Below are 13,296 nucleotides of genomic sequence, written 5' to 3' on the forward strand. Positions count from 1 at the left end.
AATGGTATTTCGTGTCTTGATCATCGGTGGCACGGGGCAGGTGGGAGCTGCGGTGGTGCGCGCGCTGGCTGCAGAGCCGTCCTGCGCTGAAGTCGTGATGGTCAATCGCAGGGCGATTTCCCTGAGCGCTGATCCCCGTGTGCGGCAGGTGATCCTGGATACGGCAGCTGCTCAGTTTTCGGCAGAAGTGACCAAGCTTGCGCAGAGCATGGTTGCGCAAGGCGATCCTGTCTATGGGGCATCCTGTGTTGGTGTCGGCAAAGGCAGCTTGAAGTGGAGTGAGGAGGAATTAAAGGCGCTCGAAATTGGCGTGGTGGGTGGCTTTGCCCGCGGTTGTCAGGCCGGAGGTATCACACGGTTTTCACTGCTCTCGGCAGTGGGAAGCACCTCGAAAAGCAGGATTCGCTATGTGCGGGTCATGGGGTTGAAAGAAGAGACGGTTCGAGGGATAGGCTTCCAACGCCTCGCGATTTTTCGCCCCGGAATTATCGCGGGCAATGCTCACACGCCGCGCTATGTGGCCTGGCTGGGGCGTCTGATTCCGGGACCTTTTGGCACGATTGAGCAGGACGATATCGGGCGCGCCTTTGTCGCTGAGTTCATCAGCAGTTCGGCCCCAAACGGGGTTGCGTATCTCGAAAATGGAGCGATGAGACAGAGGTCTCGTGCGCTTAAGTAGTCCACTATTTACTTGGGAGGCGGTTCTGGTCTGCTGACACCACGCTGTCAGCAGGCCTCCGCTACAACGCTGCGATCAGGAGGATCTCATGATCGCAACCGCGCTCGACAATTTCACGGCCCCACCATGCGCCAAGCTGCTCGGCTGGCATTTGCTCGACGCACGTCCCAAAGAGGGATGGATCCGGATCGGCTTCGATGGCCGAAAGGACTTTTGCAACCCGGCTGGCTTCGTGCAGGGCGGCATTCTCTCCGCCATGCTCGACGACACCATGGGTCCGGCGGTGCTCGTCATGTCTGAGGGCAGGCTCTACACCGCGACCATCACAATAACCGTAAATTTTCTGGCGCCAGCCAGGCCGGGCAAGCTGATCGGCGAAGCGACCGTCACTCAGCTCGGCAAGACCGTCGCCTTCGTCGAGGGCAGGTTGATGGCCGAGGATGGCACGTTGCTCGCCACCGCCAGCACCAGCGCGCGGCTGGTTGAGATGGCGAAGGCGATCGGGTAGTACGGATGCAGCTCCGTCATTGCGAGGAGCGTCAGCGACGAAGCAATCCATTTATCCGCTTTGCCACGTGATGGATTGCTTCGCTTCGCTCGCAATGACGTGTGGAAATCAGCCAGCTCTCGAAATCAACTATCGCGCAGGCAACTGCACGATCGGCGGCTTGGCGTTGAGGCCTTCGACCTGGAAACCGGCGACTCGCTTGTAGTTCGCCGCGATGTCTTCGAGCTCCTGCAGCGACAGCACGTCGGTGACGACCTCATAGCCGTCGGGGGCGCGTTCCTCGACCATCTGCATCACCTGTTCCGGCCCGTTGCGCCGGTTCAGCATCACAAGATCTGACGTCGCGGGCCGGCGCTCGGCCTCGTAGGCGACAAGCGCGGCGTTGGTCGGGCCGTGCGCCAGGATCTCGCGGGTGATCACGCGGGCATCCAAAATCGCCTGCGAGGCGCCGTTGGAGCCGATCGGGTACATCGGATGCGCGGCGTCGCCCATCAGCGTCGTCAGGCCGAACGTCCATTGCGGGATCGGATCGCGGTCGACCAGCGGGTATTCGTAGGCATGCGGGCAATCGCGGATCAGGCCGGGTACGTCGAGCCAGTCGAATTTCCAGTCCTTGAACCAGGGCAGGAATTCGTCGAGGTTTGCGGTTCGGTTATAGTCCTCGCGGCGCCACTGATAGGTCGGCGGCATGTGCCGCTCGGCCACCCAGTTGATGCTAGATTTGCCTGAGGCGTCCGGCTGCTTCGAAATCGGATAGCAGACGAATTTCAGGATCTCGTGGCCGGCCATGATCATGGTGCGGCCGGACAGGAAGGCGTCCGACGTGGTGATGCCGCGCCACAGGATCCGGCCGTTCCAGATCGGCGGGCCTTCCTGCGGATAAAGTTTTTCGCGGATCGCCGAATGAATGCCGTCGGCGGCGATCAGCAGCACGCCGTCATGGTGGCCGGCAGCCTTCCCGGTCGCCTTGTCGATGAATTCGGCGCGCACGCCGCCATCCGTCTCGGTCCAGCCGGTGAGATGATGGCTGGTGAGGATGTTTTCCTTTCCGAGCCGTTCGGTCGCCGCATCGAGCAGGATCTGCTGCAGCGTGCCGCGGTGGATCGAGAATTGCGGCCATTTGTAGCCGGCTTCGACGCCGCGCGGCTCGCTCCAGATCGGTTTGCCGTGCTTGGAAAAATACGCCAGTTCCTTGGTGCGGACGGCGGCCGCGTCGAGTTGGTCGTGCAGGCCGAGCTCGATCAGCTCGCGCACCGCATGCGGCAACACGTTGATACCGACGCCGAGCGGCCGAAGCTCCGGCACGCTTTCAAAGACGCGTGCGGGAACGCCGATCTGGTGCAGGCTGAGCGCCAGCGTCAGCCCGCCAATGCCACCGCCGGCGATGAGTACGGTCATGTCTACGCCCCTGTTACCTCAGGGGCGTCATGACATGAGGGGCAGCAGGGGGCAACTGCGAAAACCCGGCCGTTATCCCGTCCCTAACGCTTACGGCAGTGCGGGCGGCGCGCCGAAAAAGCCGACGTTCTTGACCACCCGGCCATCGGGGCCGACCTCGCCAAAATCGATCGAGATGTCGCCGCAGCTGCCGTCCTCGCGCACCAGGCGCCAGAGGACGCGGAACACGTTGTGGTGCACATCGATGCCGCTCATGAACTCCAGCCGCGCGCCCGGCCGCGACGCCTGCATCGCGGCGATGTGGCGGGCGAGTTCGTCCCGTCCCGTCAGCGAGACCCTGGGATCGAGATAGACGCCGCCGTCGCTCCAGCATTGCTCAAGCAGCGCCTGCCGTGCGGCAGCCTCCGGTTCGTTCCATGCCGCCAAGTACTGCGTCACGACTTCCTTGATTGCGTTGCCGTCCATGATGCTCTCCGCACGATCAAAGGCATGGTCGAGTCTTTCAGGGAATTGTCGGCTTGTCACTTACATCGGAGGTAATTGCCGTTCTGACCTGATGGTCTAGATTGCCTCACATGAGCGCGCCGACACACAACTCCCACGATGCCGCGGCCGGGCACTTCAGCAGCCTGCTGAAGCATTGGCGCAGCGTGCGCAGGCTAACCCAGATCGAACTGGCTAGCGATGCCAACGTGTCGGCGCGGCATCTGTGCTTTCTGGAAACCGGCCGGTCGCAGCCGAGCCGCGAGATGGTGCAACTGCTCGGCAGCGCGCTCGATCTGCCGCTCGAGGAGCGCAATGCCTTGCACGTCGCGGCGGGCTTCGTGCCGCCCTATGGCGACAAGGGGCTCGCGGCCGATAATCTGCAGCCGGTGCAGCAGGCGCTGGATTTCATGCTGCGGCAGCAGGAGCCGTATCCGGGCATCGTGGTCGACGGGCGCTGGGACGTTCGGATGCGCAACCAGGGGTCCGCGCGCCTGCTCAAGCCGTTTCGTGATTCCTACCGGATGGAAGCCGGCGTTGCCGACAACGCCATGCACGTCGTTTTCCATCCAAAAGGCCTGCGGCAGTTCATCGTGAACTGGGAGGAGTTCGCCGGCCAGATGATCCAGATCCTGCACCGTGACGTCGCACAGGGCAGCCGTGCGGCCGCGCGCCTGTTCGACGAGATCATGGCCTATCCCGGGCTGCCGGCCGAATGGCGGCTTCCGCGCCATTCGCAGGCCAGTTCGCCCGTCATGATCATGCAACTCGCCAAAGGTGATTTCCGGCTCGCGTTCTTTTCCACCTTTACGACGCTCGCAATGCCGACGGACGCGGCGCTGCAGCAGATCAAGATCGAATGCTTTTTCCCGGCGGATGACGCCACCGCCGAGATGGCGCGCACGATGGCGCTCTAATAAAACCAGAGGAGCTGACGATGCAACTCGCGACACGCAAGGATCAATCCGCCGAGACGATGGACGAATTGCGCGCGCTGAACGCCCGCTTCATCCATAATTTCATCACCAACGACGTGGCCTCGCACGACGCCATCCTGCACCCCGCCTTCATCAGCATCTGGCCGACCGGACAGCGCTGGGATCGCGCGACCTATCTGAAATACTGGGCGACCGCCTTCGATCCGAAACTGATCCCGTACTGGGATGTCCGCGACGAACTCATCACCGTCATCGGCGATGTCGCGCTGGTGCGCTCCACCAACAAGGCTACCCGTCGCCGTGACGGTAACGAAGTGACCGGGATGACCATGTACACCGACACCTACCTGTTCGAGAACGGCGCGTGGAAGTGCATCCAGGCCCAGATCCAGGCGGTGGCGCCCGAGTTTTATCCCGCCGACGACACTGTCGTCAGCGTCTATATCGACGGCAAGTTGCAGCCCCGCGCGGCGTGAGTGCCACTTAGGGTTCGCCTGGGATAGACGGCGCAGCAATGCGCCGCTAACCTGAGGCATCACCCGTGAGGATCAACATGCTCAAGCTCTATTTTGCCCCCGGCACCTGCGCGCTCGCCACCCACATCGCGCTGGCGGAAGCCGGCGCCGACTACGCCGCCGAGCGGATCGACTTCAAGACCAACCAGCAGCAAAGCCCGGAATATCTGGCGATCAATCCGAAGGGCCGCGTGCCGGCGCTGGTCACCGATCGCGGCGTCCTGACCGAGAACGTGGCGATGCTGGCCTACATCGCGCAGAGCTTTCCAAAGGCGAAGCTGGCGCCGCTCGACGATCCCTTTGCGTTCGCGCAGGTCCAGGCCATCAACAGCTATCTGTCTTCGACGGTGCATGTGGCGCATTCCCATAAGGGACGCGGCTATCGTTGGGCAACGGAGGAGTCCTCGTTTGCCGATATGAAAAAGACGCTGCCGAAAAGCATGGGCGCGGTGTTTGGCCTGCTCGAGCAGAAGATGCTCCAGGGCCCATGGATGATGGGCGAGACCTACACGATCTGCGACCCCTATCTGTTCACGCTGACGGGATGGCTGGAAGGCGACGGCGTCGACATCGCGACGCTGCCGAAGGTCGCCGACCATTTCAAGCGCATGAAGGACCGGCCCGCCGTGCAGAAGGCACTGGAAGAAGAGAAGGTGTGAGCAAAAATTTGCGTCGTCCCGGCCTTCGCCGGGACCCATACGCCGTGTCCTATCGTTAGCGCATTCTGGCAGTTGTTTTCCTCAATTAACGCCGCGGCGTATGGGTCCCGGCCTTCGCCGGGACGACGAGTGAGAGCTACGCCGCCTTCCGCTTCTCCCGCTCCATCTCCCGCCCAATACCCAGCATGATGTTGCGTAGCCAGATCGAGCCGGGATCCATCTGGGCGCGGGTCGGGTAGAACATGAACTGCTCGTCGATCCCGGGATCGAACGGCGGCGCGATGGTTACGAGCGACAATTGCTTCGACAACGCGCCGATCAGGCGGCGCGGCACGAAGGCGACCAGATCGGTGCGCGCCGTGACGTGCAGCGCCTCGATATAGCCGGGCACGACCAGCGCGATCTTCCGTTCGATGCCCTTGGGCCGCAGCCAGATGTCGATCGGATCCTCGCTCTGGCCGCGGATGATAACCGCGACATGCCGCGCGCTCAGGAAACCGTCGCGCTTTTTCAGTTTGGCGGCGGCGGGATGGCCGCGCCGCACTGCCAGCGCATCGCTGTCGGTATAGAGACGCTGGCGATGGAAGCCGCGAAAGGCGTCGCCGATGCTGATCACGAGATCGATGGTGCGGGCGAATTCCGCGGTGAAGATCGCAGGTCCCCGCCACGGCACCACGTCGATCCGGACGTTCGGCGCTTGCCTCGTGATTTTCTCCATCAGCGGCGGCATCAGGAGCTCGACCGCGAGATCCGGCATCATCAGGCGAAAATGCCGCTCGCTCCGCGCTGCATCGAAATCATCTGATATGAACAGGGAGCGCACCTGGTCGAGCGCCTGAGCCAGTGGGCCGCGCAACGCCAGCGCGCGCGGCGTCAACTCCATGCGGGCGCCGCTCCGCACCAGCAAGGGATCGCCGATCAGGTCGCGCAGCCGCTGCAGCGCGTGGCTGGTGGCCGGTTGCGACAGCCCGATCCGCATTGCTGCCCGGCTGACATTGCTTTCCCTTAGCAGGGCGTCGAGCGCGACCAGCAGGTTGAGGTCAAGCGAATTCAAATTCATGAGACGAATATATATCATATTCTCTATCGATTGGAAGAATGTGGTTCTGCGCGCGATGATCTGAAACATCAGATCACAGGAGAAGCCGCCTATGAGCGCCGCCGACAACAAGAAATTGATGGAGACAATTTTCGCCGGCGTTGCCGCCGGCGATGGGACTTCGTTCGCCGATGCCCTGGCCGACGACGTCACCATGACTGTCACGGGCCAGTACTCGTGGTCGCAGACCTTTCACGGCAAGGAATCCGTGCTCCGTGACCTCCACGGCTATGTCTCTTCCCTGTTGAAGCATCGCCGCACCGTTCCGTTCCGGATCATCGCCGACGATGAATGGGTCGCGGTGGAAGCGCGGGGCGACATGGTTACCCACGCCGGTGAGCGCTACGACAATCATTATTGCCTGATCTACCGGATCGAGAACGGCAAGATTCGCGAAATCCGCGAATACAATGATTCAAGCTTGTGCGAGCGGGTTTTGGGCCCGTTTCCCAAGGAAAACTTGAAGGCGCAGAAGGTTGCGGGCTGAAGCGTTGAGCAGCGTTTGCGCTGGCAAGCAGCGCCAGCAGGTGCGAACACGCCCCCGTTCGACGCGCGCGGGCATCGCGGCTATCATCGCTCTCGTCCGGGTCTGGCGGGAGCGCCGCCGTTCCCGGCGTCAACTCTCTGTCATGAGCGCGCGCGAATTAGAGGATATCGGACTCTGCCGGCCCGAGCTGGGCTGCGAGATCGGCAAGCCGTTCTGGCGGAAATAATAAAGGGAGATCGATATGAGCAAGGAAATCTTCAGCCCGCCGACGCTGCCGCCGCCGACGGGCTATTCGCACATCGCCAAGGTCAACAAGGGCACGCTGGTCTATGTGGCGGGTCAGGTTTCGGCCGACGCATCCGGCAAGATGGTCGGCGAAGGCAATTTCGAGGCGCAGGTCGAGCAGGTGTTCAAGAACCTCAAACTCGCGCTGGAGGCGGCCGGCGCCACCATGGCCGACATCGTCAAGCTGAACACCTATCTGGTCGCCGAGGTCAGCCAGGACGACCTGCCGAAAATGCGGGCGATACGCGACCGCTACCTGAACAAGGAAAAGCCGCCGGCAAGCACGCTCGTGGTCGTCAGCCGCCTGGCGCGGCCGGGCTGGCTGATCGAAATCGAGGTGGTGGCGGCGATCGATTAGCAATGAGTTCGTAGGGTGGGCAAAGCGCAAGCGTGCCCACCAATGCTTGCTCGATAAGGAAGGTGGGCACGGCGCAAGAGCGCCTTTGCCCACCCTACGATGCCCTGATCAGGCCGCCTTGGTAGAGAGGTGCTTGAACATGTTGCCGCGCGCCTCGTCGTCCATCTCGGCCTTGAAGGTGAACTTGTCTTTCAGCGCGATCGCCTTGGCTGCCGCGGGACGCGCCGATATCTCGTCGACCAGTCGCTTGACGTTGGCGTATTTCGCGGCGGCTTCGTCACTCATCACAAAGGCGGCCATCCGCGCCCAGCCCCACAGCGCCATGTCGGCAATGGTGTAGGTGTCGCCGACCATATACTTCTTGCCGGCAAGGTGATCGTTCAGCACGGCGTAGTGGCGCTGCGCCTCGAACTGGTAGCGGTTATGGGCATAGTCGTGGTTCTGGTCCTTCGGCGCAAAGTGCTTGAAGTGCACCGCCTGACCCGAATAGGGCCCGATACCGGTCGCGACGAACATCAGCCATGAGAGCAGCTGCGCGCGGTTCTGCGGCGTGTTTGATGGCAGGAATTTGCCGGTCTTCTCGGCGAGGTAGAGCAGGATGGCGTTGCTGTCGAACACGAGCACACCGTCGTCGTCGATCGCCGGCACCTTGGCGTTGGGATTGATCTTCAAAAATTCCGGCTTGAACTGATCGCCCTTGCGCGTGTCGACCGCGACCGGCTCGAATGGCTGACCCAATTCCTCAAGGAAGAGCGCGACCTTGGTCGGGTTGGGCGAGCCGTTGAAATAGAATTTGAGCATTTTTGGAAAACTCCCTTTGCTTCTTGCCTGCCAGCACTGTGAACCGGGCGCGGGTGATCCTACCGCAACGCGGCATGTCCTTGCTCAAATTTTTGGAAGCAGTGCAACCGACGAGTTCGTGAGGCAGGGCGCGGCGCGGCAAAGATGCCCACCGCGCCGCTCAGCTTAGGTAGAAGCCGATCAGCCGAGGTAGAAAAAGCCCAGCAGCCCGACAACGATCAATCCGGCACCCGCCAGGTCGATGATGGTGGCGAAGCGAATGGCCGAGTGCAAGTTCGACGCCTGAATCATCCGCTCCGACCGGCGCGCATAGCCGTGGACGATGATCTGCTGGTTGAAATCGCTGTTCGCTTCCAGCCGCTCGGTCAGGCCGACGCAGATCAGGAGCACGCCGAGGATGACGAAGCCGGGAAAGCCCAGCAGGGTGAATAGCAGCATGGGGGGCACGCCGATCAGAAAGATCGGCAGCAGTGGCAACACCAGTAATGAATCGGATTGGGAGCGCATCGGACGGCTCGCTGCGGCCGAAAATGACGGCCTGTATGGGTGTAAGGAAGTAACTAATATAGCTACGGATCAAGGCGAAACGAGGTGCGGCAGACTGCGAAAATCACAGAGCTGCCATCTCGCAGGCTGCGACGCCGTGGCCAGGTTGAAGGCAGGATGAAAAAAGCCGCAGCGGCGGATCAGCCCGCTGCCATTCCGGAGCGGATCTCGGCGCGCAGCTCGTCGATCAGCTTGAGGCCTTTCTTGGTCTCGACGTGCCAGAAGGTCCAGCCGTTGCAGGCGCCGGAGCCTTGGGCCACCGCGCCGATGCGGTGGATCGAGCCGACCTTGTCGCCGAGCATGATGGCGCCGTCGGCGCGGACCAGGGCGCCGTGGCGCTTCTTGGAATCGACCAGTTTGGTACCGGGCGAGATCATGCCGCGCTCGATCAGTTCGGAGAACGCCACACGGGGTGCGTCGCGGGCGGTCATGAAGGGCGCCAGCGTCGCCTCGGGCAGCGGTTCGATGGCCGCGATGCGGGCTTCGGCCGCGCTCGCATAGGTCTTGTCGCGCTCGAAGCCGATGTAGCGGCGGCCGAGACGTTTTGCCACGGCGCCGGTGGTGCCGGTGCCGTTGAAGGGATCGATCACGAGATCGCCGGGCTTTGACGACGACAGCAGCACGCGCGCCAAAAGGCCCTCGGGCTTCTGGGTCGGATGCACTTTCTTGCCGTCTTCGCCCTTGAGGCGCTCGTCGCCGGTGCAAAGCGGAATCAGCCAGTCGGAACGCGCCTGCACGTCCTCGTTGGCGGCCTTCAGGGCTTCATAGTTGAAGGTATAGCCTTTTGCTTTCTCGTCGCGCGCCGCCCAGATCATGGTCTCGTGCGCATTTGTGAAGCGGCGGCCGCGGAAATTCGGCATCGGATTGGTCTTGCGCCAGACGATGTCGTTGAGGACCCAGAAGCCGAGGTCCTGCATGATCGAGCCGACGCGGAAAATGTTGTGGTAGGAGCCGATCACCCACAGCGTCGCCGACGGTTTCATGATGCGGCGGCAGGCCAGCAGCCAGGCGCGGGTGAAATCGTCATAGGCGGCAAAGGATGAAAACTTGTCCCAGTCGTTGTTGACGGCATCGACATGGGATTCGTCGGGGCGCTTGAGATCGCCCTTGAGCTGCAGATTGTACGGCGGATCTGCGAACACCAGATCGACGGAGCCTGCCGGAAGCTTCGACATCTCGGCGACGCAATCGCCTACGACGATACGAACACTCTCTTCGGACTCAAATTTAGTGCGGGGCGCCCTTGCAGACGCCCCGCGACGCGACTCTACCATGACTCAATTACTCTGACTCAGGCGACGCTGTCGGCGACGCGGGACTAAACAACCGACTGGCGTTACATTGACCGGGCAAAGTAAAAATCGACTTAATCAGTATTGCTGCTCGGACAGATTTGCCGGGGCTGATTAGCGTTTAAGCGCACTAAAGCGATTTGCAGCGAGGCCTGTCCCGCACTTGATGCGGGATGGATGCCGGTTCGCGTCAGGAAAACGCGTCAAATCAAGAATCTGGCGCCCGTTCCGATTCAATCGGAATGGAAACGGCGCTAGGCAATAATTGCCGGGCGGGTTATTGATTAATGGAATGGAAATTTTACGTCTGTGCCGCGTTGGGTATCCAAGGGCAATCCGCCGGGATGAGGAATTTGCGCCATGCGTTACGATGACTTCCGCCGCAGCGACTCTATCGACGACCGTCGCGATGACAGCGGTGGTGGTGGTGGCGGCTTCGGCATTCCGATGGGCGGCGGTGGCGGGCTCGGCATCGGCACCATCATCGTGCTCGGCCTGCTCGGCTATGCCTTCGGCATCGACCCGCGCATCCTGATCGGCGGCGCGGAAATTCTCACCGGCGGCAGCCAACAGGCGCCGACCTACCAGACCGAGCGCAAGTCGGGCCCGGCCACCACAGGCGCGCCCAAGGACGAGATGGGCAGCATGATCGCCGGCGTGCTCGGCGAGATCGACGATCGCTGGAACGAGATCTTCCAGGCCAGCGGGCAAACCTACAAGGGACCGCGCATCGTGCTGTTCCGCAACGCCACCAATGGCGGGCGCTGCGGCATGGCGCAGTCGGCGATGGGGCCGTTCTACTGCCCGCCGGACAAGCAGATCTTCCTCGACACCCAGTTCTTCCGCGACGTCGAGACGAAGTTTCGCGGCTGTTCGGGCAGCTCCTGCAAATTCACCACCGCCTATATCATCGCGCATGAGGCCGGCCATCACATCCAGAACCTGCTCGGCATTCTGCCGCGCGTGCAGCGGATGCAGGAGCAGGCCGGCAGCAAGGCGGAAGCCAACGCGCTGCAGGTCAAGGTCGAGTTGCAGGCGGATTGCCTGTCCGGCGTCTGGGTCAACCGCGAGGAAAAGAAACGTCCGGGCTTCGTCGAACCCGGCGATATCGAAGCCGCGCTGACTACGGCCACCGCGATCGGCGATGACACGCTACAGCGCAAGGCGACGGGCAGGGTGGTGCCTGATTCATTCACCCACGGCTCCGCCGCACAGCGCAAGCAATGGTTCATGACCGGCTACAAGCAGGGCACTGTGCAGTCCTGCAATACGTTTGCCGCGGGGGCGATGTAGAACGCGGTAGCTCGACAAGGATTGGCGTCATGGCCGGGCATAGGCGAGTGAAGCGACGCCGTCCTTCAGACGGCTATGCCCGGCCATCCACGTCTTTGCTTTTTGAGAGACTTTAAGACGTGGATGCCCGGCACAAGGCCGGGCATGACGAGAAGAAGAAATCATGTACTCCATCGACGAAACCAAACAATTCGTACCGCTCAACATTGCCGTGCTGACGATCTCGGACACGCGCGCGCTTGCCGATGACAAGTCGGGGGCGACGCTGGCGGAGCGGCTGGTCGCCGCCGGCCATCATCTCGCGGCGCGCGAAATCATCGTCGACGACGTCGATGCGATCCGCGTCATCATCCGAAGATGGATCGCCGATCCTGGTGTCGATGCCATCATCACGACAGGCGGCACCGGTTTTACCGGCCGCGACGTCACGCCGGAGGCGGTCGAGCCGCTGTTCGAGAAGCGGATGGACGGTTTCTCCACCGCCTTCCACATGCTGAGCTACGCCAAGATCGGCGCCTCGACGGTGCAGAGCCGCGCCACCGCCGGGGTCGCGGGCGCGACCTTCATCTTCTGCCTGCCGGGCTCGCCCGGCGCCTGCCGCGACGGCTGGGACGGGATCCTCGCCGCCCAGCTCGATTACCGCACGCGTCCCTGCAATTTCGTCGAGATCATGCCGCGGCTCGACGAACATCTGCGCCGCCCAAAGGCCAAGGGCGCGTCGGTCTGAACCTCTCTATCCGTCATTCCGGGGCGATGCGTAGCATCGAACCCGGAATCTCGAGATTCCGGGTTCGCGCTTCGCGCGCCCCGGAATGACGAATCCCTGTCACCGCCGCCCGATCGCCTTGGTCAGCAAAGCCCGCAATCCGCGCCACATGTCGCGCCACGCGTCTTCGCGCAGCTGATGCGCTCTCTTGATGTAGAAATCGAGCAGGTCCGGCGTGACGCGCCGCGGCGTGTCGCGACGCCCCGGCTTCACAGCTCGCGTTCCCAGGTCTCGCCAACAAGGCTTTGACCAAAACTTCGATGCGGCTCGGTCGCGACCAGCACAAAGCCGGCGTCCTGATAGATCTTGCGGGCGGCGACCAGGATGCTCTGGGTCCACAATGTCATCCTGCGATAGCCGGTCGCCCGCGCGAAGGCGACGCATTCGGCGACCAGCTGCTGGCCCAATCGCTGGCCGCGTCCGGCCGGATCGACCAGCAGCAGGCGCAGCTTGGCGACATCGTCGCTATGCTTGACCACAAAGACCGAGCCGACCTGGACGCCATCAAGTTCGGCAATCCAGCAGCGCTCGCGCGAGGCGTCGAACGAGGTCAGGAATTTCGCCGCGATCTCCGCCACCAGCGCTTCGAACGAGGAGTCAAAGCCATATTCGCTGGCGTAGAAGGCGCCGTGGCTCTGCACCACCCAGCCCATGTCGCCGGGGCGGTGGGTGCGCAGGATCGCCGGCGCCGCCGCCGCGCCTGATACGCCGAGCAGCCGCTCGATCTCGGCCATCGCGCCGACGAGCCTCGCGCTGCCGCCGCGCGGCAACGCGGCCAGCATCGCACCGATGTCGTCCTGCATGCTGCGCTCGAGTTTGCCGAAGGTCTGGCGTCCCTTGGGCGTCAGGGCGAGCCGGAATTGGCGCCGGTCCGCGGGCAGCGGCTTGCGGGTGAGCAATCCATTCTCATCGAAGTTTTGCACGATCCGGCTGAGATAGCCGGCATCGAGCCCGAGTTCGGCGCCGATCTCCTTGGCCGAGAGGTCTTCGCGATAGGCGAGCTCGTACAGCACCCGCGCCTCGCTGAGCGAGAACGGGCTCTTCATGAGTTGCTGGTCGAGCACGCCGAGCTTGCGGGTGTAGAAGCGGTTGAAGGCGCGGACCGCCGCGACTGCTTCATCGGAATTATTCTGGGACATGGCGCACCTCAATATTTGCCAATGTCATATAATTATTTGACTTTGGCAAG

General features: G+C 62.5%; 18 protein-coding genes. 10 read left to right on the forward strand and 8 right to left on the reverse strand.

All coding sequences use genetic code 11. The features are described from left to right. Nucleotide 1 precedes the first annotated feature (1 nt). Together JQ629_RS08815 and JQ629_RS08820 are read left to right on the forward strand one after the other, a co-directional pair. Nucleotides 2-679 carry a Rossmann-fold NAD(P)-binding domain-containing protein gene (locus JQ629_RS08815; RefSeq protein WP_212412321.1) on the forward strand — a complete coding sequence of 226 codons (678 nt, stop codon included), beginning with the start codon at nucleotides 2-4 and terminating at the stop codon, nucleotides 677-679. Between the two features lie 88 nt (nucleotides 680-767). Beyond that, on the forward strand, nucleotides 768-1,187 hold the full coding sequence (locus JQ629_RS08820) for a PaaI family thioesterase (RefSeq protein WP_212387682.1): 420 nt from the start codon (nucleotides 768-770) through the stop codon (nucleotides 1,185-1,187). 129 nt (nucleotides 1,188-1,316) lie between these two features. Here JQ629_RS08820 and JQ629_RS08825 read toward each other — a convergent pair whose 3' ends face one another. Further along, on the reverse strand, nucleotides 1,317-2,585 hold the full coding sequence (locus JQ629_RS08825; protein ID WP_212412322.1) for a flavin-dependent oxidoreductase: 1,269 nt from the start codon (nucleotides 2,583-2,585) through the stop codon (nucleotides 1,317-1,319). 90 nt (nucleotides 2,586-2,675) lie between these two features. Then, complete coding sequence (locus JQ629_RS08830) at nucleotides 2,676-3,050, reverse strand: Cif family virulence factor (protein WP_212412323.1); 375 nt, start codon at nucleotides 3,048-3,050, stop codon at nucleotides 2,676-2,678. Nucleotides 3,051-3,160: 110 nt separating this feature from the next. Between JQ629_RS08830 and JQ629_RS08835 the strand changes: the two genes are divergently transcribed. The 3 genes from JQ629_RS08835 to JQ629_RS08845 all read left to right on the forward strand — a co-directional run bounded on the left by JQ629_RS08835 (nucleotide 3,161) and on the right by JQ629_RS08845 (nucleotide 5,180). Then, nucleotides 3,161-3,985, forward strand: a complete 825-nt coding sequence (locus tag JQ629_RS08835; RefSeq protein WP_212412324.1) for a helix-turn-helix domain-containing protein — start codon at nucleotides 3,161-3,163, stop codon at nucleotides 3,983-3,985. Between the two features lie 20 nt (nucleotides 3,986-4,005). Further along, entirely contained in the window at nucleotides 4,006-4,482 is a 477-nt protein-coding gene (locus tag JQ629_RS08840) for a nuclear transport factor 2 family protein (protein WP_212412325.1), read from the forward strand. Nucleotides 4,483-4,559: 77 nt separating this feature from the next. Further along, nucleotides 4,560-5,180, forward strand: coding sequence for a glutathione S-transferase family protein (locus JQ629_RS08845; protein ID WP_212412326.1), 621 nt, complete (start codon nucleotides 4,560-4,562; stop codon nucleotides 5,178-5,180). Between the two features lie 136 nt (nucleotides 5,181-5,316). Here the strand turns inward: JQ629_RS08845 and JQ629_RS08850 are convergent, their stop codons facing one another. Continuing rightward, the gene (locus JQ629_RS08850; RefSeq protein WP_212412327.1) at nucleotides 5,317-6,240 is read right to left on the reverse strand and encodes a LysR family transcriptional regulator; all 924 of its coding nucleotides are present in this window, start codon (nucleotides 6,238-6,240) and stop codon (nucleotides 5,317-5,319) included. A 91-nt stretch (nucleotides 6,241-6,331) separates the two neighbouring features. On the opposite strand from JQ629_RS08850, the gene JQ629_RS08855 reads away from it, so the two are divergent. The 3 genes from JQ629_RS08855 to JQ629_RS08865 are packed head-to-tail and all read left to right on the forward strand — an operon-like array spanning nucleotide 6,332 to nucleotide 7,409. Then, nucleotides 6,332-6,766, forward strand: coding sequence for a nuclear transport factor 2 family protein (locus tag JQ629_RS08855; protein ID WP_212412328.1), 435 nt, complete (start codon nucleotides 6,332-6,334; stop codon nucleotides 6,764-6,766). 40 nt (nucleotides 6,767-6,806) lie between these two features. Beyond that, complete coding sequence (locus JQ629_RS08860) at nucleotides 6,807-6,992, forward strand: DUF1127 domain-containing protein (RefSeq protein WP_212412329.1); 186 nt, start codon at nucleotides 6,807-6,809, stop codon at nucleotides 6,990-6,992. A gap of 15 nt (nucleotides 6,993-7,007) precedes the next feature. Continuing rightward, nucleotides 7,008-7,409 carry a RidA family protein gene (locus JQ629_RS08865; RefSeq protein ID WP_212412330.1) on the forward strand — a complete coding sequence of 134 codons (402 nt, stop codon included), beginning with the start codon at nucleotides 7,008-7,010 and terminating at the stop codon, nucleotides 7,407-7,409. 108 nt (nucleotides 7,410-7,517) lie between these two features. On the opposite strand, the gene JQ629_RS08870 is transcribed toward JQ629_RS08865, so the two are convergent. The 3 genes from JQ629_RS08870 to JQ629_RS08880 all read right to left on the reverse strand — a co-directional run bounded on the left by JQ629_RS08870 (nucleotide 7,518) and on the right by JQ629_RS08880 (nucleotide 10,030). Next, nucleotides 7,518-8,210 carry a glutathione S-transferase family protein gene (locus tag JQ629_RS08870; RefSeq protein WP_212412331.1) on the reverse strand — a complete coding sequence of 231 codons (693 nt, stop codon included), beginning with the start codon at nucleotides 8,208-8,210 and terminating at the stop codon, nucleotides 7,518-7,520. Between the two features lie 180 nt (nucleotides 8,211-8,390). Next, complete coding sequence (locus JQ629_RS08875; RefSeq protein WP_212412332.1) at nucleotides 8,391-8,717, reverse strand: hypothetical protein; 327 nt, start codon at nucleotides 8,715-8,717, stop codon at nucleotides 8,391-8,393. 179 nt (nucleotides 8,718-8,896) lie between these two features. Further along, the gene (locus JQ629_RS08880; RefSeq protein WP_212269488.1) at nucleotides 8,897-10,030 is read right to left on the reverse strand and encodes a site-specific DNA-methyltransferase; all 1,134 of its coding nucleotides are present in this window, start codon (nucleotides 10,028-10,030) and stop codon (nucleotides 8,897-8,899) included. 378 nt (nucleotides 10,031-10,408) lie between these two features. On the opposite strand from JQ629_RS08880, the gene ypfJ reads away from it, so the two are divergent. Both ypfJ and moaB read left to right on the forward strand, forming a co-directional pair. After that, entirely contained in the window at nucleotides 10,409-11,341 is a 933-nt protein-coding gene (ypfJ, locus tag JQ629_RS08885) for a KPN_02809 family neutral zinc metallopeptidase (protein ID WP_212269487.1), read from the forward strand. A 163-nt stretch (nucleotides 11,342-11,504) separates the two neighbouring features. After that, nucleotides 11,505-12,068 carry a molybdenum cofactor biosynthesis protein B gene (gene moaB, locus JQ629_RS08890; protein WP_212412333.1) on the forward strand — a complete coding sequence of 188 codons (564 nt, stop codon included), beginning with the start codon at nucleotides 11,505-11,507 and terminating at the stop codon, nucleotides 12,066-12,068. A 99-nt stretch (nucleotides 12,069-12,167) separates the two neighbouring features. Here the strand turns inward: moaB and JQ629_RS08895 are convergent, their stop codons facing one another. Together JQ629_RS08895 and JQ629_RS08900 are read right to left on the reverse strand one after the other, a co-directional pair. Next, nucleotides 12,168-12,320 carry an RSP_7527 family protein gene (locus JQ629_RS08895; protein WP_212412334.1) on the reverse strand — a complete coding sequence of 51 codons (153 nt, stop codon included), beginning with the start codon at nucleotides 12,318-12,320 and terminating at the stop codon, nucleotides 12,168-12,170. Next, entirely contained in the window at nucleotides 12,317-13,246 is a 930-nt protein-coding gene (locus JQ629_RS08900) for a bifunctional helix-turn-helix transcriptional regulator/GNAT family N-acetyltransferase (protein WP_212412335.1), read from the reverse strand. Before JQ629_RS08900 ends, JQ629_RS08895 begins: the two co-directional genes overlap by 4 nt. Between the last annotated feature and the right edge of the window lie 50 nt (nucleotides 13,247-13,296).

Origin of the sequence: Bradyrhizobium sp. AUGA SZCCT0222 (assembly GCF_018130205.1) — a bacterium.
In the GTDB taxonomy this organism is placed as follows: domain Bacteria; phylum Pseudomonadota; class Alphaproteobacteria; order Rhizobiales; family Xanthobacteraceae; genus Bradyrhizobium.